The following is a 20737-nucleotide window of genomic DNA, read 5'->3' as shown; positions in this document are numbered from 1 at the left end:
CACAACCAACATCCCCAACTCGCTCCCTCAAATCCGTCGAGGAAGCTTCTGAACAGAAATATCAGGGGGGTCACTTTTGGACGCCGATTACCCCAATACAGGGGTCAATCTTGCATGCCGGTTCACAGTCCGGCCCCATGGGGGTCAAGTCGATCACCGCCTGGCTCAACGAGAACGGTTATCGAACCCGGCGTGGAAAATACTGGACTATCGGTATGGTTCACAAGCGGCTGACGGACAGCGCGGTCAAAGGGGACTACTTCTACGGAAAAAAGGCAGGCATCGAGACCGCAGTCCACGTCCCGGTTCCGGAGATCATTCCGGCGCATCGCTTCGACATGGCGCAGAGGATCCTGCGCGGAAGAAGCCCCAAGAAGAAACCGCCGCGGGACACCACCAGTGACATCCTCCTCTCGACAGTAGCTGTCTGCGGTCACTGTGGTTCGGGCATGAAGCTCGCAACGGGCAAGGGCGGAAAATACCGTTACTACAGCTGCACTGGTGAGATGGGCCGTGGTAAGTCGACATGCCCTGGCATGCGCGTGCCGATGGATGCCTTCGACCAGCTCATCATCGAGACGGTCAGCAAACACCTGTTCTCAAGTCAGCGGGTCCGCGAAATGCTCTCGGAGCTTATGGAGCGCCAGGCGCTCAAGCGCCACGAGAACAGCGGCCATCTGGACCGGATCCGCGCCGAGCTCAACGAGGCGGAAAAACGGCTCAGGCGCTTCTACGATGCGATGGAGACCGGCGCGATCGACCCCTCCGAACCAACGTTCAAGGAGCGGCTGGCCGAGCTCACGGAAAAACGAAACCTCGCTAAAGCCGCCGAGGACCGCGCGCTGGCCGAGCTCCAGCCGACTGCCAAACTGACCGAGAAGGCCGTGAAGAAGTTTGCCGACTTCGTCAGAACCCAGCTCAGCGAAGGAAGCCTCCAGTTCAAACGCCACTACCTGCGCGCCGTCATCGACAAGATCATCGTCAACGAAAACAGCGTGAAAATCTTCGGTGCTACTGATATCCGGAACTCCGGAAAAATTAAGGGAGCGCGTCCCTTCAAGAGCGCAGCATAGAAGCGCCGGTAGAGCCGTGATTACTCAGGCGGTGCCGGTTATCTCTATCGGATCGAAACCCAACGGTTCATCCAGCTACTCCCAAGAAAATCATGGCTTTGTTGACGGCTGCATAGGCCCGTCTCCGGGTGAGACGATGTTGGGCCTGAATTTTGTCGACCATTTCCTTCTGATGATAACGAAGGCTCTTTTTGCCGTGGTCCCTGAGGTGCGCCGCGACCAACTCTTCTGCGTGCATTCTGCAACTCGAGAGCCGAGGGGATCTCCTCATCTGCCAGGGAAACGGTCCGACGACTTCATGCTCCACGTGGTGCCCATTTTCATCCCGTATGGCCCGCCATGCAAAGCGGCATTATCACTTCTTCGAAATGGCCTAACCGTATTAGCAGTATACGCTCTCCGTGGAACTCCTCACGCTTTCAGACGGAGATCGCTTCTCACTGAAACGTGCTAACCCCCGTCGCTACCGCTTCAGGACACTGGCCTCACAATTCCCGACGGTATAGTGAGCGCGCCCCTTATGCGTCTCCACGCGTCATTTCGAAACCGGCGGGAGAGGGAGCGACTCGTTCTCGTCGGCGCCGGACTGCGCCTCGGGGATGTTGTCGGCCGCGGGTACGGTGCCGGACCGGATGGGACGGCCAGATGGCGCCATCAGCGCCCAGTAGCCTCCGAAGCTGTATATTCCGTCACCCTGCGGTTCGCCCCCGGCAACGTCTTGATGATATTGAAACAAGGGTTGATCCGCATAGGTCAACACCTGCTGTCCATCGCTGGCGGTCCTGCCGATCAGGTCCGGGTTTACGCCCTCGCCGACGCTGATATCCTCCTGCGCCGTCAGTAACGGCCAGTTGTCCCGGCAACTTTGCGCGCAAGAGTCCAGCGAGTCGAGCCCGTCCCCCCCGACGCTGTCCGCCGAGAGCATCGCATAGACCGGACGTCCGTCCGGCCCGACGATATAGGCGCCGCTCTCCTCGCTCGTGACGAGCGACAGCGTTGCAAGATCCTGAGCCTGTAGATTTGAACTCAGCAGCATGAGCGCGAGAATGGATGAGTAGCGCATTGGGGGCCCTTCCATGATTTTCGACAGTCGACAATGTAACCCTCAACCGTCGACCCAGGTTCCGCTGGAATGGGTTTTCCGGACGGTACAGACCATGGGAACCCCGAACGAACATTTGGCGGGCGCCCCGGATGGGGTTGCTGGCCGAAGAGCGATTGGCGGCGGCGGCGCCCCTGCGCGGTGGCAACGGAAAAAGCACGGCGACAAAAGGCATTGAACCCGTTAGCGTGACAGGGCGCAGGCGGCGACCAACGGCATTTGCGAACCCGCTACCAGCAGATGAAGCAACTCTCGGGAGAGCGCATGGGAACAGTTGATATCGTCCCCGACATCCACGGGCAGATCGCCAAACTACGCGGAGCGCTCGATGCTCTAGGATGGCGGCGGGATGCGGCGGGCTGGGTCCATCCGGACCCGGAGCGGACCATCGTCTTTCTGGGCGACTTCATCGATCGCGGACCGGAAAACCGTGCCGTCATCCACCTGGTGCGCGACCTGATCGACAGCGGCAAGGCCCGCGCGGTCATGGGCAACCACGAGTTGAACGCCCTTCACTTCCACGCGTCCCACCCCGAGACCGGCCAGCCCCTCCGCGCTCATTCCGAGAAGAACCTGCGCCAGCACGCGAGCTTCCTGGCGGAGTTCCCCGTCGGCGCCGGTGAGACCCGCGAGGCGCTGGCGTGGATGCGAAGCCTCCCTCTGTTTCTGGAAACCGAGAGTTTCCGCGCCGTGCATGCCTGCTGGTTCGACCCCACGATCGACCGCGTCCGAACGCTCACCGAGGGTGGCGTTCTGTCCGAGGAACAGGTGATACGCACCGCTGACCCCGCTGACGAGCTTTACCAACTTGCCGAGGAGATCACGAAGGGCCCCGAACACCAGCTTCCGGATGGATTTGCAATCTACGACAAGGACGGCTCCCGACGGAATCACGTCCGACTGCAATGGTGGAATGCAGGGGCGCGGACCTGGCCCGACATCGCGATCTCGGTGCCTTTCATGGATGATCTGCGCGATGTCCCGCTACCGGGGAAGATGATGGCGCGAACCTATCCCGCCCGCGAACGCCCGGTGTTCTTCGGTCACTACTGGCTCAGCGGCGATCCGGTCCTGCAGGCTCCGAACGCGCTGTGCCTTGACTATTCCGCCGGCAAGGATGGGCCGCTGGTCACATACGAACTGCACCCGGATGAGGAGTCGCTCTCGCCCGACCGGGTTCGGCTTCACGAGATCCCCGGCTGATCCTTCGTCTCGGCCGAACCGCTACGGCTGCTCCGGCGGGGGGTGCGAAGAAACAGATGTCACAGTTTCTGATCGCGCGGGGGCCGCGACGCACGACCAGTCGCTTGAACATGTCTGTGCCTGGCCCAGGCAGAGCCCGCAGATCCTTTCCGCTCCGGGTTACGGGTCTCGAATGAACTCATCCGATTTGTAGGTTTGGCTGATCTGCTCAAGAGCCTCGACAAAGCTTTCTACATAGGGGCCAAGCTGCCCGACTTCGGGCACGACGAGCGTGAGCTCGAACCTGGTGTCGGTGGCAAACCTGCGCACGATCCCGTTGCGGGAGCGGTGCACATGGGCCGCAAAGGAATCGACGATCGCGATGCCGCATCCATGTTCGACCAGCGACCAGGTGCTTTTGCTCAGATGCACACGCAGCCGCACGACCGGGGGCGGCGTGACGCCGGAAAGCGCCCGATCAAGCATGAGGCCGGACACGGAGGTGTCGGCATATCCGATCAGGTGACGCCCGGCGAGGTCCTCGGGCGTGATGCAGTCCTTTTCCACAAGCGGATCTTCTCGGGGGAGCAGACAGTAATATGGAAAACTGCTGCGCCAGATGGCGCGGGCGCCCGCAACCCCCTGGCGAAGGGAAACAAGGCCGAGCGCATAGGTGCCGCCCCGGACACGCGGGATGATGTGATTGCTATGGGCCGACTGGAGTTCGACTGACGTGCTCGGGAACTGGCCCGTGAGGGACGCGACGACAGACGGCAAGAGGGTCGTTGCGATGACGGGCATGGCCGCCGCCGTGACCGCGTCTATCTCGCCATTGGCTATTCGCGCCACCTGGGCCTCGATCTCCTTCAGGCCGACGAAAGCGCGATCAACCTCCGCCAGCAAGCCGAAGGCCTGCTCGGTGGGCGTCACGCTATTGCCGCTCCGGTGAAACAGCGTCAGGCCGGTCTGGGCCTCGAGCTCGCGAATGTGCCGCGACACGGCGGGCTGGGAAATTCGGAGCCGTTGGGCCGCGCCAATGAGCGAACCGTAGAGCATCGTTTCCTTGAACACCTCAAGCGATCGTTGGCTAAGCATAACATTTCCTGTTGCTGAATTTCTTTATTGGTATTTGACTTATAGTAAACCCGCTGGCCTTCTGGAGATCTAAACCGACGGTCAGTTTCATTGGTGAAGGCATACCGACGGTTGAAGCGCATAAAGCCAGATAACGATAATCCAACAGACAAACCGGAGGTTTAGACCCATGAGACGATCCAGATCAGTAATTCTGATGCTTACGACGGCGCTGACGATGGCGTCGGCGCAACCGTTATTCGCCGACGGGGTTCTGAAATACGGGATGGCTGCACAGGATCTCGGCACCATGGACCCGCACCGCGCCACGACCACCCCCGACAAGCCGATTACGGGATGGTTGTTCAACGGGCTCGTGCGGTTTGCGCCCGGTTCCGACGACATCGGGGCGCTCGAACCCGATCTCGCGGAGAGCTGGGAGCGCAATGAAGACGGCACGGTCTGGACGTTCAAGCTGCGCGAGGGTGTGAAATTCCACCAGGACTACGGCGAGGTGACGGCGGAGGATGTCGTCTATTCCCTCAATCGCAGCGCCAATCCGGATTCTTCGGCCTTCGCATCCGATTACGATGCGATCGACACGATCGAAGCCATTGATCCGCTTACCGTCCGCGTGACGCTGAAAACGCCCGTGCCGTCGTTCCTGGGGCTCGTGGCGAACTATCACGGCGGCAATATCGTCTCCAAGAAAGCAGCCGAGGAACGCGGCGCGGATTTCGGGACCCAACCGATCGGCACCGGCCCCTTCATGGTTGAAGAATACGTGCCGCAAGAGCGGGTCAGCTTCGTCGCCAACCCGGATTACTTCCGCGGGGCCCCGAAACTTGACGGGATCGAATACCGGTACATTCCCTCCGACTCGTCTCGCGATCTTGCGTTGCAGGCGGGGGAACTGGACGTGTCCTACGGGCGGCAGGATCAGGAATGGGTCGACGCGACCAAGGCGCGGCCAGGGATCGTCGTGGACATCATGCGCCCTGCCGAGCTGCAGCAGTTTCATCTGAACACCTCGTCGCCGCCACTGGATAACATCGAGGTGCGCCGCGCAGTGGCCACGGCTCTGAACCGGTCCGAATTCATCCAGTTCGTTGGCGATAGCCTGGCGCAACCGGCCGGATCCGTGGTGCCCAAGGGTAATCTTGGCTGGGACGACTCGACCCCGATCTACGGCGAAGGCGATCCCGAAGCCGCGGCCAAGATGCTGGCCGACGCGGGCTTTCCTGATGGGATTGAGCTGTCGATGGTGCAGACGTCCCTGCCGACCATGCTTGGCATCGCCCAGGTGGCGCAGGCGCAGCTCGCTCTCGCGGGGATCAACCTCCAGCTTGACGTCGTGGACCACCAGACGTTCCATGCTCAGATCCGCGAAGACCGCAGTCAGGTGGTGTATTACTCCGCAGCCAGGTTCCCGGTGGCGGATGTCTTCCTGAGCCAGTTCTTCCATTCGGCTTCGACTGTCGGCACCCCGACCGCGACCACGAACTTTTCGCATTGCGACGTGGCCGACCAGGAGATCGAGAGCGCGCGGGCCGAGGCCGACCCTGAGAAACAGGCGGAATTGTGGGCGCTGGCGCAGAAGAAGATCATCGAGAATATCTGCGCGGTGCCGCTTTACGAACAGCTGATCGCCTATGGCCGCAGCGAGGACGTGGATTGGGGCTATGATCTGCAGGCCGAAATGCATCTCGGTCCGATTGTCACAGAGATGACAGACCTCAAGTAAGTCGATCGGAAGGCGAGACTATGCTGGGCTATTTCGCACAGCGCGCGCTGACGTTGATACCAACGCTTTTCGCGGTGTTGACGCTCGCTTTCGTGCTGGTGCGCATCGTTCCCGGTGATCCGGCGTTGATCATCCTCGGGGATCAGGCCAGCCCCGAGGCGATCGCGCGGTTCCATCAGGAAACCGGGCTCGATCAGCCGATATGGCGGCAGTATCTCGCCTTCCTGTCCGAACTGGCGCAGGGCGATCTGGGCGTTTCGATGATATCCAACCGCCCGGTTCTGACGTCGATCATGGAGGTCCTGCCCTACACGCTGGAGCTTTCCTTTGCCGGCGTGTTCGTGGGCGTCGCGCTGGGCGTTCCGCTTGGCGTGATCGCGGCGCGATCCAACGGCGGATGGACAGATTGGGCGGTGCGCATCTTCACCTTGGGCGGTCTGTCGTTTCCGGCGTTCGTTTCCGCGGTGATGATGCTCTTGGTCTTTTCGGTCTGGCTGGGATGGTTCCCCGTCATTTCATCCGGCAAGCCAATCACCGATCCGGCGGGGCGGCTGATGTCGCTTGCGCTTCCGGCGATCAACCTTGGCCTCGTGATGATGGCCTATGTAGCGCGGGTCACGCGCGGCGGCATGATGAACATCATGCGTGCAGATTACATTCGCACGGCGCGCGCCAAGGGCGTTCCGCGTCGTCGCATCGTCTGGAAGCACGCTCTGCGCAATGTGCTCCTGGCGGTGGTGACCTTTACCGGCCTCTATTTCAGCGTGTTGATCGGCAATTCGGTGCTGACTGAAATTGTCTTTAACCGGCCCGGTCTGGGCAAACTGGTGATCGGCGCGTTGGAGCGGAGAGATTACACGCTGTTGCAGGGGCTGGTGGTGGCCTACGCCATCCTGGTCGTGCTGGTGAACGCGCTCACAGACCTCTGCTACGGGGTCGTGGATCCGCGGGTGAAAACCTCGTGACGCATTCGACTGAAGTGAAACGCGCGGACCGCAAGGCATACAAGCCCGGTCGGATCGCGATCATCATCGGGGCGACGATCATCGCGGTCGTGCTTCTGGCGGCCATTCTCGCGCCGTGGATCGCGCCGCATGATCCCTATGTCCAATCCATGCTGGCGCGGTTTCGCCCGCCCTCCGCAGAGTATTGGCTGGGGACGGACAGGTTCGGCCGCGATACCTTCTCGCGCATCCTCTACGGGCTGAGGATCACGCTCTGGACGGCTGCGGCGTCGACTGCGCTGGCCATGGTCGGGGGCACGGCGATCGGCATCCTGTCGGGATATTGCGGAGGCAGGGTCGATCGCTGGCTCTCCGCGGCGAACGATCTGCTAATGAGCTTTCCGCAGATGGTTGCGGGAATTATCATCGTCGCCCTGCTTGGCCCTGGCGTAACCAACTTAATCATCGCCATCGCGATCACCGCCTTTCCCGCATTCTATCGCATGGCGCGTTCGGCGGCGCTGGCGCTGCGTGACCGGGACTACATAGATGCCTGCCGGGTTCTGGGCTATTCGGACACGCGGATCGTGGCGCGTCACATCCTGCCCGAAACCATGGATGACATGATCATAATCGCCACGCTCTGGCTGGCGACCGCTGTGCGCACGGAAAGCTCGCTGGCCTTCATCGGCCTCGGAGCGCCCCCGCCCGCCGCGACATTGGGCGGTTTGGTGCGCGAAGGCTTCGACAATCTTCTGGATTATCCCGGGCTCGCGATCTGGCCGTCACTTGCGATCCTCGTGGTCATGATCGGGCTGAACCTGATGGGCGATGGACTGCGGGATGCGAATGATCCGAGGGCGTCGGCATGACCGTCTTGCGTATCGACAAACTGCGTACCACGCTCAGGCTCGGAGGCCGCGATTGCGACGCGCTGCGCGAAGTATCCTTCAGCGTGGCGGAGGGTGAAACCCTCGCCATTGTTGGCGAAAGCGGTTGCGGAAAAAGCATGCTGGCCATGTCCATCATGGGGCTTCTGCCTGCGGTCGCCAGGATCAGCGAAGGCCGTGTGATCCTTGGATCGCGGGCAATCGAGGCCGAGCCCGAAAGCCGGATGGAAAAGATCCGCGGAGCCGAGATCGGCATGATCTTTCAAGAGCCGATGACGGCGCTGAACCCGGTTTTCACAGTGGGCTCCCAGATCGCCGAACCGCTGCGCGATCACCTGGGGCTGTCTAAATCCGAAGCCCGGAAGACCGCCATCGAGTTGATGGAGAGGGTAAGAATCCCCGCCGCGGCCAGTCGCTTCGAGTCATACCCGCACGAGTTCTCGGGAGGGATGCGCCAGCGCGTCGTCATCGCGCTCGCCATTGCCTGCCGCCCGAAATTGCTGATCGCGGACGAACCCACGACGGCCCTGGATGTGACGGTCCAGCGCCAGATCCTCGATCTGCTCGACACGCTGCAGGAACAGGGAGAGATGGGCATGCTGCTTATCACCCACAACCTTGCGATCGTGGCGGGCCACGCGGACCGGGTGGTCGTTATGTATGGGGGCGATGTCGTGGAAACGGCGACTGTCCGCGACCTCTTCCGCGCGCCTGGACACCCTTACGCCCGCGCTCTTCTCGCCAGTCTGCCGAGGGTTGACCGCGACCTCTCCGAACTGGCCTCGATCCCCGGACGGGTGCCGCCGTTGGCCATGCTGCCTGACGGGTGCAGGTTCATCGACCGTTGCCCGCATGCAATGGATATATGCAACCGCATGCCCCCCACCGTGGAACTGGGCGAAGGCCAGGGTCATACCGTTCGGTGTTGGCTGCACGTCGAGGGGGGCGAGCATGCTGCTGACGGTTGATGGGCTCAAGGTGATCTACCCGGTCAAGCGCGGCTGGCCGATACCCAAAACGCGTCTGCTGAAGGCCGTCGACGGGGTAAGTTTCACAATCGGCGCCGGCGAGGCGTTGGGAATCGTCGGCGAAAGCGGTTGCGGCAAAAGCACTGTCGCCCGCGCCATATTGCGCCTGGTGACGCCCGACGCCGGTTCGGTGGTTTTCGCCGGTACGGACATAACCTTCATGCCGCTCAAACGCTTGCGTCGCCTGCGGCCCAAGCTGCAGATGATCTTTCAGGATCCCGCCGCATCACTGTCCCCCCGGATGCGGATCGGCGACGCTCTGGCGGAAGCTATCCGGGTGCATGACATCGCGCAGGGCGCCGGCATCGATGAACTGGTCGGCAGCGCGCTGACCGAGGTGGGTCTTTCGCCCGAAGTGGCCGATCGCTACCCGCATGAATTTTCCGGCGGTCAGAAACAGCGCATCGGCATCGCGCGCGCGCTGGTCTTCTCACCCGAGCTGATCGTAGCGGACGAACCGGTCTCCGCCCTCGACGTGTCTGTTCAGGCGCAAATCCTGAACCTGATGGCCCGGCTGAAAGCCGAACGCGGCATCGCCTTCGCCTTCATCTCCCATGATCTGGGCGTGGTGCGTCATTTCTGCGAGCGCACGGCGGTCATGTATCTGGGCCAGATTATCGAATCCGGCGCCACGCGCGAGATTTTCGATGCTCCGGGGCATCCCTACACCCGCCTGTTGCGCAGCGTGTCGCCGGTGCCCGACCCCGAGATCGTCTCGGCGTCCGCTGTCGCCGAAGGAGAGCCGCCCTCGCCTCTCGATCCGCCCAGCGGCTGCCGGTTCAACCCGCGCTGTCCCTTCGCCACCGAGATGTGCCGGTCAACCGAGCCCGAGCTGCGCCCGGTGAACGGACGTCACATCGCTTGTCACCATGCCGAAACGCTTCCACCCACTGGGGACAACCGTGTCAGATAGTATCGTTCACTCAAGCCACTGGGGTGCGTTTCATGCGCGCCGCGGGGGGGATGGTCTGGATATCACTCCCCACCCCGGTGATCGCGCGCCCAGTAAGATCCTGCAAAACATGCGCCATGCGCTGGATCATCCTGCAAGGGTCCTGCGTCCCTCTGTACGCGAAAGCTGGTTGCGCCACGGTCCCGGACCCAGGGCGCGACCTATCGGCGACCCTTTCGTCGAAGTCGGCTGGGATACCGTCGCGGACCTTTTGGCCGGAGAAGTCCGCCGCGTGCGTGACGCGCATGGGCCGCGGGGCGTTTACGGCGGTTCCTATGGCTGGGCCAGCGCGGGGCGCTTTCACCACGCGCAGAGCCAGATCCACCGCTTTCTCAACACCGTTTTCGGCGGCTACGTGAGCGGACTAAGCAGCTACAGCGCCGGAGCGGCGTCCCCGCTGCTGCCGCGGTTGATCGGCAGTTTCTCCGAACTGTCGCGCAACACCGTATCCTGGAAACAAATCGCGGCCCATACCGAACTGATTATCAGCTTTGGCGGCATGCCGCTGCGCAACTCGGCGATTGGCAATGGCGGCGTCAGCGATCACGTCGAACATGGCAGCATGAGCGAAATGGCGGCGCGCGGCGGCGTCTTTCATCTGGTGTCTCCGATACGCGATGACCTGCCCGAAGATATCGACGTGGTGTGGCATCCGATCCGGCCGGGCACCGATACGGCGCTGATCCTGGCGATGGCCTATGTCTTGCAGGATGAGGGGCTGGAGGATCCTGCCTTTCTGGAAACCTATTGCGTCGGGTACGAAAGGTTTCGCGAATATCTTTCAAGCGATGCCGATGAAGGCCCGAAAACGCCGACCTGGGCGGAACGCATCACCGGCATTCCCGCCGATGAGATTGCCCGGCTTGCCCGTGACCTGGCGCGCAAGCGATCATTGATCACCGTGGCCCACGCCGTGCAGCGCGCCGAATACGGCGAACAACCGGTCTGGGCCGCAATGGCGCTTGCCGCCATGGTCGGGCAGATCGGGCTGCCCGGGCGCGGGTTCATATATGCGCTTGGCTCATTCGCGCATACGGGGCGGCAAAAGGTGGCTGTCCCGATTCCGGTATTGCCGCAGGGAAAGAACCTGTGCGACGCGTGTATCCCGGTGGCGGCGATATCGGACATGTTGCTGAACCCGGGCAAGCCCCACAGCTTCATGGGAATACCGCAGAACTATCCGGACATTCGTCTGCTGTGGTGGGCTGGAGGCAATCCGTTTCATCACCATCAGGACCTCTATCGGCTATCCCGCGCCATCGGGCGCGTTGATACCTTTGTCGTCCAGGAGCAGGTCTGGACCGCCTCGGCGAAATCGGCCGACATCGTCCTGCCGATCTCGTTCTCGCTGGAGCGATCCGATTTCGGAGCCACGCGGAACGACCCCCGGCTTTTCGCCATGCAACAGCTCTGCTCGCCCAAGGGGGAGGCGCGGTCTGATTACGATGCCTTGTCCGCCGTGACCGCCGCTCTGGGCCCGCGCGAACACGCCAGCTTTACCGAAGGGCGTTCGGCCGAGGATTGGTTGCGACATCTCTTTGAACCGACCCGCGCCGCTTTGGATGCGCTGGGCGAAGACGCGCCCGATTTCGATGAATTCTGGCAAAGAGGTTGGATTGACCTGCCCTGCAGGCCGGATAGCGTGGGTTTTCTCGAGGACTTTCGAAAGGACCCCACCGGTCAGCCGCTAGGCACGCCGAGCGGAAAAATCGAGATCTTTTCCCAGGAGATCGCCGCCTATGGCTACGACGACGCCCCGGGCCTGCCGGTCTGGCGCCCGCACCAGCGCGGCCCGACCGCGGACTATCCCTTTGTCCTGATCGCCAACGCGCCGGCGGCCCGGTTGCACAGTCAATTGGATTTCGGCGAAACCTCCGCCGCAACCAAGGTGGCCGGCCGAGAAAAGCTGCGGATCAACCCGGCAGACGCGGCGAAGCTTGGCCTCAAGAACGGTGAGATCGCGCGGTTGGAAAACGATCGCGGGGCTTGTCTTGCCGGGGTGGAAATGTCCGATCTCGTGCGCCCCGGGGTCGTTCAACTGCAAACCGGCGCCTGGTTCGATCCGCAGCCCGATCCCGACAGGACCGCGCCGGTGTTCTGCGTGCATGGCAACGCGAATGTCCTGACCTATGACAAAGGCACGTCGCAGTTGACCCATGGGTGTACGGGGCAGATCGGGCGCGTCGCCATCCGCAAGTGGACTGGACGAGCTCCGCCTCTGCGGGCCTTTGACCCTCCCCCTCTGACTTCCAGTCCATCAACGGAGCCTCGCCATGACTGACGCAGAACGCAATCGGAGCCTTGCCGCTGATATGCGTATCGCAACCAATGGCTTTGAAGCCCTGTTCCAGCATCAGCAGACCAGGACGATCCGGGTCGAACTGGAGACCGGTTGATGGGTATCTCAATACCTGTCGCTTCAGTCGCAGGCGATCCGGATGCGCCCAAATCCGCCGATGTGGTGGTCGTCGGCGGCGGCATCGTCGGCGTTCTGACCGCGCTTGAGCTTGCCGAGGCGGGGCTGTCGGTGACCTTGTGTGAGAAAGGCGTGATCGCGGGGGAACAATCATCGCGCAATTGGGGATGGGTGCGCCAGATGGGGCGCGCCGAGGCCGAGTTGCCGCTCGCCTCCGTCTCACTTGACCTCTGGCGGAAGATGGACGCCCGCATTCAGGGTTCCACCGGGTTTCGCCAGACCGGAATTGCCTATACCGCCTTCACCGAGCGCGACGCCACACATTGGCAGCGCTGGCACGAGATCGGCAGGCGGCACGGTATCGTTACCGAACTGAAGAGCAGCGACCAGGTTCGCGTGATGGCCCCCGACATTTCGGGCCGGGTGCGCATGGCGCTGTGGTCGCCCTTTGATGGGTGCGCGGAACCGTGGCTCGCCGTCCCGGCCATGGCTGTCGCCGCACGAAAGGCCGGCGCGTCCATCCTGACAAACTGCGCGGTTCGGGCGCTGGACATCGAAGGCGGTCGCGTCGCCGGCGTAGTGACGGAGAAAGGCCGGATCCGGGCGCAGAAAGTCGTGATCGCAGGCGGGGTCTGGAGCCGTAGCCTGCTCGGCAATCACGATATCGACTTTTCGCAACTCCGGATCACTGGAACCGCCGCCAGGGTGGTCGGCGCGGAAGGTCTGCCCGATCATCCCTTCGGTACGGAAAGTTTTTCATTTCGCCCGAGAAGTGACGGCGGTCATACACTGGCGCTCCGCAATGCCAACATCGCCGAAATTCTTCCCGACAACTTTCGCCTGTTCCGACAGTACCAGCCGAGGCTGCGCGAGAACTGGCGCGAATTTCACCTGCGCTTCGGGCCGTCCTTCTTCAAGGCTCTCGCGGCCCCCAGACACTGGGACGCCGACCAAAGCACCGTCTTCGAGAAAGTTCGCGTTCTTGACCCCTCCCCTTCGCGCCTGTTTCTGAAACGGGCCCTGCGCAATGCCGCAAGATCGTTCCCCGCCTTCAAAGACGTCAAGACGACGCATAGCTGGGCGGGGGCCATTGACGTAACGCCGGACGCCGTACCCGTGATCGACCGGATCCCCGGGTTGCGCGGGGCCCACTTGGCGTCGGGATGTTCGGGGCACGGTTTCGGGCTCGGGCCGGGGATAGCGCGCCTGACCGCTGACCTGGTGCTTGATCGCACGCCGGTCGCCGACCCCACACCGTTCCGCTGGGGTCGTTTCGGCAGCTAGACCTTCGGACGGTGCACCACGCCCCCTCGGCGCATCCCACCGTTTCAAATCATCGCGATTGATCAGGATAATCGCGCGCAGCGCGCGCCCGAAGCGGGGCCGCGGCGCGTCGGAAAGGAAGGATTCATCTGCGCAGCGGCCCTCCGCCCACCGCCAAACGCCCATTTGCGAAAGTATCCGCGATGCGCAGGGCCTAGATCCCCGGCGACAACCCGCCCGTCACCGGCAGGTTTACCCCCGTGACATAGGCCGCGCGGGGCCCGGCAAGATAGGCGACCGCCTCGGCGACGTCCTCGGGACTGCCGGCGTCGCGCAGCGCCACGGCCTCGTAGCGGCGCGCCTTCATCTCATCGAGCGACAACCCCTCGGCTTCGGCGAGGCGGCGGTTGGACGCGGCGTGCATGTCGGTCGCGATGTAGCCCGGACACACCGCATTGCAGCGGATCCCGTCCGGCCCGAACTCGACCGCGATGGTCTTGGTCAACCCGGTCACCGCGTGCTTCATCGCCGAATAGGCGCCGAAGGCCGCGCGCCCGCCGAGCCCGCCGATGGAGCCGATATTGACGATTGCCCCGCCGCCCGCCGCGCGCATGTCGGGAATTACCGCCTGGCTAAGCCGCATTGGGCCGAGGATGTTGACCTCGAAACTGGTGCGCCAATCCTCGGCCTTGCCGTCGAGGAACGGCCCGGCCCCCGCGAGCGATCCGGCGTTGTTCACCAGGATATCGACCGGCCCCGCCGCGCCGCGCACCGCCTTGAGACAGGCAGCGATGCTGCTTGCGTCCGTCACGTCCAGTTCATGCGCCATCCCCTGCCCGCCCGCGTCGGCGATCGCGGCGATCACCTCGTCCAGCAGCCCGGCGCGGTCGCGCGGCCCGTCGGCGAGCGTCATCGCGCCGCCCATGTCCGTCGCCACAATGAAGGCGCCGTCGCGCGCCAGCCGCAGGCAGGTGGCCCGCCCGATCCCGTTGGGGGCCGCCGCCCCCGTCACCAGCGCGATCTTTCCCGCAAGTTCCCGCACCATGCCAAGCCCTTTCAATGTTCCAGAGATACCCGAAATTCCCCGGTTCGCGCCGGGCGCCGCCTCAGCCGGGGATCGCCACGCCCCGCCGCCCGGCGAGGTCGGTCACGTATTGCCACGCCACCCGCCCCGAGCGCGCCCCGCGCGTCGCCTGCCATTCGATCGCCTCGGCGCGCAAGGTGGCGTCGTCGATGGCGATCCCGAAGGCCTCGCAATAGCCGCGGATCATGGCGAGGTATTCGTCCTGCCCGCAGGGATGGAAGCCGAGCCACAGCCCGAACCGGTCGGAGAGCGACACCTTCTCCTCGGTCGCCTCGCTCGGGCTGATCGCCGAGGAGCGTTCGTTCTCGATCATGTCGCGGGGCATCAGGTGGCGGCGATTCGACGTCGCGTAGAACACCACGTTCGCGGGCCGCCCCTCGATCCCGCCGTCGAGCACGGCCTTCAGCGATTTGTAGTGCTGGTCGTCATGGCTGAAGCTGAGGTCGTCGCAGAAGAGGATGAACCGCGCGTCGGCGCCGCGCAGCAGGGCCAGCAGACGGGTCACGCTGGTCAGGTCCTCGCGTTGCAGTTCCACGATCTTGAGCGGCGCGCCCTCCGCGGCAACCTTGGCGTGCACCGCCTTGACGAGGCTCGATTTTCCCATCCCGCGCGCGCCCCAGAGCAGGGCGTTGTTCGCCGGCAGGCCCCGGGCGAACTGGCGGGTGTTCTCAAGCAGCGTATCGCGTGCGCGGTCCACCCCGAGCAACAGCGACATGTCCACCCGCGACGGGTTCGTCACGGGTTCGAGCCGATCGGGCTCCACCTGCCAGACGAAGGCGTCGGCGGCGTCGAAATCGGGGGCGGGCTGCGGCGGCGGCGTCATGCGTTCGAGCGCCGCGGCGATGCGCTCGAGCGGATCAGACATCGTTGCGCTCCTCGTCGGACCTTTCCGCGTCGTCCTCGGGGTGCATCTCTTCCTCGTCGTCGAACCACAGCCCTTCGGCGCGCAGCTTCGCCTCGCGCTGGCGCTCGACCCGCGCGACGAGGAAGATCGAAATCTCGTAGAGCCCGTAAACCACGACGAACAGGATCACCTGCGTGATGACGTCCGGCGGCGTCACCAGCGCCGCCAGCACGAGGATGCCGACCACCGCGTATTTGCGCACCGCCTTCAGCCCCTCGGCGCCGACCAGCCCGGCCTTGCCCATCAGCGTCAGCAGAACCGGCAGCTGAAAGCAGAGGCCGAAGGCCACGATGAACTTGATAGTTAGGTTCAGGTATTCCTGCGCCGAGCCCTGGAAAACCACGCTGAGCGGCGCCGCGTTCTGGCCGCCTTCGATCGCCTCGCCGCCCTGGCCGAACTGCTGGAAGCCGAGGAAGAAATCATAGGCCAGCGGCGTGACCACGTAGAAAGCGAAGGCCGCGCCGAGCATGAACATGAAGGGCGAGGCGATCAGAAACGGCAGGAACGCGCCCTTCTCGGACTTGTAGAGGCCGGGCGCCACGAAACGCCACATCTGGCCCGCGATATAGGGAAATGCCAGGATGAAGCCGCCCAGCAGCGACACCTTGATCGCGACGAAGAACCCCTCCTGCGGCGAGATGAAGATCAGGTCGCAATCCTGCCCGCGCTCGGCCAGCACCTTGCAGAGCGGATTGGTCAAGAAGTTGAAGATCGGCGTGGCGATGGTGAAGCAGATCACCATGCCGATGACGAAGGCGACGACCGACTTGATCAGCCGGCTGCGCAGCTCGGCCAGGTGTTCGATCAGCGGCGCGCTGCTGTCCTCGAGTTCGTCGGTGTTGCTCATGCCTTGTCCTTGGCGGTCGATCCGCCGGCGGCCTTCGCGGCCGTCTTCTTCGGAGCCGCCTTGGATGCGGCGGTCTTCCCGGTCGTTTTATTCGCGCCCGCCTTCGGCTTGGCCGGAGCCTTCTTCGCGGCGGGTTTGGCGGCGGCGCTCTTGGCGGGCGTCTTCTTCGGCGCTGTCTTCTTCGCCGGCGGCTTCTTCGCGGCGGCGGGTTTGGCGGGCGCGTCGGCCTTCTTCTTCGCCGCCTCGGCGTCGCGCGCATGCGCCTCGAGCGCCTTTTCACCGGCGGTCTTGTCGCGCGCGCCGACCGAGTCGTCCTGCGCGGGATCGGGTTTCAGCGCGGGCTTGCCCGCGTCGCGCGTGGCCTCGGTGAAGCTCCGGGCGCCCTTGCGGACCTCGTCCATGGTGCTGCTCACCGGCTTGGTCGCCTTGCGCAGCGAGTCCGAGACCTCGCGCATGCCGGATTCATCGGCCGCGTCGTTCATCGCCTTGGTGAACTCGCGCGCCATGCCCTTGGCCTTGCCGACGAACTGACCGACCGTGCGGAACATGCCCGGCAAATCCTTCGGTCCGACGACGATCAGCGCAACGATGCCGATCACCATCAGTTCGGTCCAGCCAAGGTCGAACATCTGGCGTTCAGACCTTGTCTTTTTCGGACTTCGGCGTCACGTCGCGGGCGCTCTCGGCGCTCTTTTCCTCGTCGTCCTCAAGCTCCTTGCTGCCCTCGCTGATGCCCTTCTTGAACGAGGTGATGCCCTTGCCCACCTCGCCCATCAGAGACGAGATCTTGCCGCGCCCGAATAGGACCAGCACGACGACGGCGATCAGCAGGATGCCCGGAAGGCCAATGTTGTTCAGCATGTGTAATCTCCCTTTCCCCGGGGCGCGTGGATGGCCGGGGGATTTTCGTCCACAGTATCTAAACCCTCGCACGCCGGGTTGAAAGAACCAATGCGCCGCGCCGGGTTCATTTTTGAGCGACCCGGCCGCTCAGCCCGCAGCGCGCCCGTCGCGGGCCGGAAACACGAAACAGCGGTCGCGCCGGATCATCAGCCAGAGCTTCAGCCCCGGCTGCGGCAGGAACACGTTGGGCACGGTCGCCCGCAGGGTCGAGCCGTCATGCTCCATGCGGAATTCGATCAGGCTCTCGGACCCCATGAAACGGGAGCGCTGCACCACCCCGAGCGCGGGCGAGCCGTCGATCGAGGTGGGATTGGGGCCGCGTCCGCCGCGGTCGAAGTCTATCTTGATGTGCTGTGGGCGGATCACGATATCCACCGCCTGCCCGTCCGGCACGCCGGGCGCGAGGAAACGGCCAAAGGGCGTATCCGTCAGCGCACCGTGAACTGTGCCGCGGATGACGTTGATATCGCTGAAGAATGACACCGCGTCGCGGTCAACCGGGGAATTGTAGACGTTATAGGGCGCGCCGCGTTGCACGATCTTCCCGCCGCGCATCAGCGCGATCTCGTCGGCCATGCGCATCGCCTCGTTGGGTTCGTGCGTGACCAGAAGCACCGCCGCGTCCTCTTCGCGCAGGATGTCGAGAGTTTCGTCGCGGATGCCGTCGCGCAGGCGGTTGTCCAGCCCCGAGAACGGTTCGTCCATCAGCATGATGCGCGGGCGCGGCGCGAGCGCGCGTGCCAGCGCCACGCGCTGTTGCTCCCCGCCCGAAAGCTCGTGCGGGAAGGCGTTTTCGAACTGCCCCAGCCCGACCCGGTCGAGCATCTCGCGAATGCGCCGCGCGCGCGCCGCCCGGTCGCCGTTGAGGCCGAATCCGACGTTCTCGAACACCGACAGGTGCGGAAACAGCGCGAAGTCCTGGAACATCAGCCCGATGTTGCGCAATTCGGGCGGCACGCGGGTGCGGGTGTCGCAGATCAGCTTGCCATCGACATGGATCTCGCCCGAATCCTGCATCTCGACGCCCGCGATCATGCGCAAGGTCGTGGATTTGCCGCAACCCGACGGACCGAGAAGGCAGGTCACGTGCCCCGGGCGCACCGCCAGAGACACGTCATCGACCACCCGCCGCCCCTCGTAGCTGCGGCAGAGGTTCCTGATCTCCAGTCTTGGGGTCTGCTCGGCCACTCTGTTTCCCGGACAAGGATGCGACATTCGTTCCCTATGAAAAACATCGGGATTTGACCGGCAGATAACAAGCACGCCCCGGGGCCGCAAGATGCGCGCGGCCCGGGGGCGGCCCGGTTACAGCGTACTGTTGAAGCCGCCGCCGTCCAGCAGGATGTTCTGCCCGACGATGTAGCCCGCGTACTGAGAACACAGAAAGGCGCAGGCGGCGCCGAACTCTTCGGACGTGCCGTAGCGGCCGGCGGGGATGCCCTCGCAGCGCTCAGCGCGCGCCTGGTCGACAGTGATGTCGCGCGACTCCGCCGCGCCCTGGTCGAGCGACGCGGCGCGGTCGGTGTCATGAATGCCGGGCAGCAGGTTGTTGATCGTCACCCCCGCCCCCGCCACCTGCCGCGAGGTGCCCGCGACATAGCCCGTGAGCCCCGCGCGCGCCGAATTGCTGAGCCCGAGCACGGGGATCGGCGACTTGACCGATTGCGAGGTGATGTTGACCACCCGGCCCCAGCCGCGCTCCATCATTCCCGGAACCAGCGCCTTGATGAAGGCGATGGGGGTCAGCATATTCGCGTCGAGCGCGCGGATGAAATCCTCGCGCTCCCAGTCGCGCCAGGTGCCCGGCGGCGGCCCGCCCGCGTTGGTCACGAGGATATCGACCGCGCCGGCGGCCTCGATCAGCGCCGCCTGCCCCTCGGACGTGGTCACGTCCGCCGCGACCTCGCTCACCTCGACCCCGAAATCGCTGCGGATGGCCTCCGCCGCCTCCGTCAGCGCCTTGGCCCCGCGCGCATTCATCACCAGATCGACCCCTTCGGCGGCCAGCGCGCGCGCGCATCCAAGGCCCAGCCCCTTGGAGGACGCGCAGACCAGCGCCCTTTTCCCTCTCAGACCCAAATCCATGCCCACGCTCCTTTCGTCAGTTGTCTGTGCCGCGCCGGAGTGCCATCCTTGGGCGGGTTCGCGACCTTCCCGGCAAGCGCGTCATGTTGCGCTGCAGCAATGTCGCAGAATCCGCCGGACATCGGCCCGCATTCGCCATATTCGATGGCTAGGCTGAAACTAGGCCAGCGCGCGCCCGACCGAAAGCGCAAATCGGCCCCTGCCGAAAAGGACGAAAGACACCGCCATGACCGAGGCCCTGATACAGTCCATCCCCGTCTATGACGCCGGGGCGATCACTGTCGTCAACGGGGCGAACCTTGGCGACGGGCTGTCCTTCGCGGCTGAACTTGATCTCGACGACACCTACGAATTGCGCCCGGGAAGCGAAATGCGACGCCTCTCGATCAGCGCGGGCGCGGATGGGCGGCTTGGCGTCGCGGAGGGCACGCGGATCGGGCGGCCCGGAGACGCGCTGCATATCGACTGCTGCCTCACGATGATGAGTGCGATGGGAACCACAACCGAGATCATCATCCTGGTGGAGGTCGACGGCGCCGGTGATGTCGAAGCGGTCTTCGCCCTGCCCCTGTCCGAGCTTGCGCCGCGCACGGAATACACGCTTGTCGGCATCGACGAAACGCAGGCCGCCGCCAAGTTCGCCGAGGTGGCCTGCGTGTCATTTTCGCGCGGTACGCGGATCACGATGGCGTCGGGGGCGCAGAAACCGATCGAGGAGTTGAAGATCGGCGACATGGTCCTCACCCGCGATGACGGCGCCCAGCAAGTGCGCTGGGTCGGCTGCTCGACCGTGCGCGCGGTCGGCAATTTCGCCCCCATCCGCATCCGCGCAGGCGCGTTGCACAATGACGCGGATCTATATGTCAGCCCCGAACACCGGTTCTTCATCTACCAGCGCTCCGACGCGATCGGCGCCGGACGGCACGAGGTCCTGGTGCGCGCGCGCCATCTGGTGAACGGCGACAGCATCGTGCAGGTCGATGGCGGTTTCGTGGATTACTTCCAGCTGCTCTTCGACACGCACCAGATCATCTACGCCGAGGGCATCGCCGCCGAGACCCTGCTGCTCGGCCCGCACACGCGCCCCGCCTTACCGGCGGACCTCGGCGAGAAGATCGGCCTCGGCCCTGAGGCGCATTCCACGAGCCCGCATCTAGATTTCGAGGTCGGCAAGGCGTTGCTCGATCACCCTGACGCGGCCTCTATCCTGCGCCGCGCCTCGACCCGCTGAAGGCGCGCGCGTCCC

20 protein-coding genes are annotated in these 20737 nt (G+C 64.1%); 11 read left to right on the top strand and 9 right to left on the bottom strand.

The genetic code is table 11. The annotated features are described in order from the left end of the window. Positions 1-1073: recombinase family protein (locus D6850_RS11255; RefSeq protein ID WP_206019241.1), on the top strand; the 1073-nt coding region annotated here is incomplete at its 5' end. Between the two features lie 535 nt (positions 1074-1608). Here D6850_RS11255 and D6850_RS11250 read toward each other — a convergent pair. Continuing rightward, entirely contained in the window at positions 1609-2136 is a 528-nt protein-coding gene (locus tag D6850_RS11250) for a COG4315 family predicted lipoprotein (protein ID WP_166434049.1), read from the bottom strand. Positions 2137-2439: 303 nt separating this feature from the next. Between D6850_RS11250 and D6850_RS11245 the strand changes: the two genes are divergently transcribed. Next, complete coding sequence (locus D6850_RS11245) at positions 2440-3378, top strand: metallophosphoesterase (RefSeq protein WP_121166793.1); 939 nt, start codon at positions 2440-2442, stop codon at positions 3376-3378. 159 nt (positions 3379-3537) lie between these two features. Here D6850_RS11245 and D6850_RS11240 read toward each other — a convergent pair whose 3' ends face one another. Beyond that, a complete protein-coding gene (locus D6850_RS11240; RefSeq protein ID WP_121166791.1) occupies positions 3538-4452 on the bottom strand; it encodes a LysR substrate-binding domain-containing protein in 915 nt (304 codons plus the stop codon). A gap of 196 nt (positions 4453-4648) precedes the next feature. Between D6850_RS11240 and D6850_RS11235 the strand changes: the two genes are divergently transcribed. Genes D6850_RS11235 through D6850_RS11205 form a run of 8 tightly spaced genes read left to right on the top strand, consistent with a single transcriptional unit; the run spans position 4649 to position 13689 of the window. Next, positions 4649-6175: an ABC transporter substrate-binding protein gene (locus tag D6850_RS11235; protein ID WP_245964161.1), complete on the top strand. Its 1527-nt coding sequence runs from the start codon at positions 4649-4651 to the stop codon at positions 6173-6175. Between the two features lie 20 nt (positions 6176-6195). Beyond that, positions 6196-7140 (top strand): ABC transporter permease, encoded by a 945-nt coding sequence (locus D6850_RS11230; protein WP_121166787.1) that lies wholly within the window; start codon positions 6196-6198, stop codon positions 7138-7140. 14 nt (positions 7141-7154) lie between these two features. Beyond that, positions 7155-7991, top strand: coding sequence for an ABC transporter permease (locus D6850_RS11225; RefSeq protein WP_245964160.1), 837 nt, complete (start codon positions 7155-7157; stop codon positions 7989-7991). Further along, positions 7988-8977, top strand: coding sequence for an ABC transporter ATP-binding protein (locus tag D6850_RS11220; RefSeq protein WP_121166783.1), 990 nt, complete (start codon positions 7988-7990; stop codon positions 8975-8977). The genes D6850_RS11225 and D6850_RS11220 overlap by 4 nt, the downstream gene beginning before the upstream one ends. Beyond that, the gene (locus tag D6850_RS11215) at positions 8961-9950 is read left to right on the top strand and encodes an ABC transporter ATP-binding protein (protein ID WP_121166781.1); all 990 of its coding nucleotides are present in this window, start codon (positions 8961-8963) and stop codon (positions 9948-9950) included. The genes D6850_RS11220 and D6850_RS11215 overlap by 17 nt, the downstream gene beginning before the upstream one ends. Next, complete coding sequence (locus tag D6850_RS11210) at positions 9907-12270, top strand: molybdopterin-dependent oxidoreductase (RefSeq protein ID WP_166434048.1); 2364 nt, start codon at positions 9907-9909, stop codon at positions 12268-12270. Before D6850_RS11215 ends, D6850_RS11210 begins: the two co-directional genes overlap by 44 nt. Beyond that, positions 12263-12385, top strand: a complete 123-nt coding sequence (locus tag D6850_RS19855; protein WP_281272580.1) for a hypothetical protein — start codon at positions 12263-12265, stop codon at positions 12383-12385. Before D6850_RS11210 ends, D6850_RS19855 begins: the two co-directional genes overlap by 8 nt. Beyond that, positions 12385-13689 carry an NAD(P)/FAD-dependent oxidoreductase gene (locus D6850_RS11205; protein ID WP_121166777.1) on the top strand — a complete coding sequence of 435 codons (1305 nt, stop codon included), beginning with the start codon at positions 12385-12387 and terminating at the stop codon, positions 13687-13689. Before D6850_RS19855 ends, D6850_RS11205 begins: the two co-directional genes overlap by 1 nt. A gap of 193 nt (positions 13690-13882) precedes the next feature. On the opposite strand, the gene D6850_RS11200 is transcribed toward D6850_RS11205, so the two are convergent. The 7 genes from D6850_RS11200 to D6850_RS11170 form a co-directional block, all read right to left on the bottom strand. Next, positions 13883-14713 carry an SDR family NAD(P)-dependent oxidoreductase gene (locus D6850_RS11200; RefSeq protein WP_121166775.1) on the bottom strand — a complete coding sequence of 277 codons (831 nt, stop codon included), beginning with the start codon at positions 14711-14713 and terminating at the stop codon, positions 13883-13885. A 61-nt stretch (positions 14714-14774) separates the two neighbouring features. After that, complete coding sequence (locus D6850_RS11195; RefSeq protein WP_121166773.1) at positions 14775-15617, bottom strand: ATP-binding protein; 843 nt, start codon at positions 15615-15617, stop codon at positions 14775-14777. Beyond that, entirely contained in the window at positions 15610-16503 is an 894-nt protein-coding gene (tatC, locus tag D6850_RS11190) for a twin-arginine translocase subunit TatC (protein ID WP_121166770.1), read from the bottom strand. The genes D6850_RS11195 and tatC overlap by 8 nt, the downstream gene beginning before the upstream one ends. Further along, positions 16500-17132: a Sec-independent protein translocase protein TatB gene (gene tatB / locus D6850_RS11185; RefSeq protein ID WP_121166768.1), complete on the bottom strand. Its 633-nt coding sequence runs from the start codon at positions 17130-17132 to the stop codon at positions 16500-16502. Before tatB ends, tatC begins: the two co-directional genes overlap by 4 nt. Positions 17133-17139: 7 nt before the next feature. Beyond that, on the bottom strand, positions 17140-17364 hold the full coding sequence (locus D6850_RS11180; protein ID WP_121166766.1) for a twin-arginine translocase TatA/TatE family subunit: 225 nt from the start codon (positions 17362-17364) through the stop codon (positions 17140-17142). Between the two features lie 129 nt (positions 17365-17493). Next, on the bottom strand, positions 17494-18594 hold the full coding sequence (locus D6850_RS11175) for an ABC transporter ATP-binding protein (protein ID WP_245964159.1): 1101 nt from the start codon (positions 18592-18594) through the stop codon (positions 17494-17496). A 117-nt stretch (positions 18595-18711) separates the two neighbouring features. Further along, positions 18712-19491, bottom strand: coding sequence for an SDR family oxidoreductase (locus D6850_RS11170; protein WP_121166762.1), 780 nt, complete (start codon positions 19489-19491; stop codon positions 18712-18714). Between the two features lie 226 nt (positions 19492-19717). On the opposite strand from D6850_RS11170, the gene D6850_RS11165 reads away from it, so the two are divergent. Then, positions 19718-20722 carry a Hint domain-containing protein gene (locus D6850_RS11165; protein WP_121166760.1) on the top strand — a complete coding sequence of 335 codons (1005 nt, stop codon included), beginning with the start codon at positions 19718-19720 and terminating at the stop codon, positions 20720-20722. Positions 20723-20737: the final 15 nt, after the last annotated feature.

The sequence above is a fragment of the Roseovarius spongiae genome, from assembly GCF_003651245.1.
In the GTDB taxonomy this organism is placed as follows: Bacteria; Pseudomonadota; Alphaproteobacteria; order Rhodobacterales; family Rhodobacteraceae; genus Roseovarius; species Roseovarius spongiae.
Note: the sequence above shows the minus strand (reverse complement) of the source record. Positions and strands in the feature narration are given on the sequence as shown.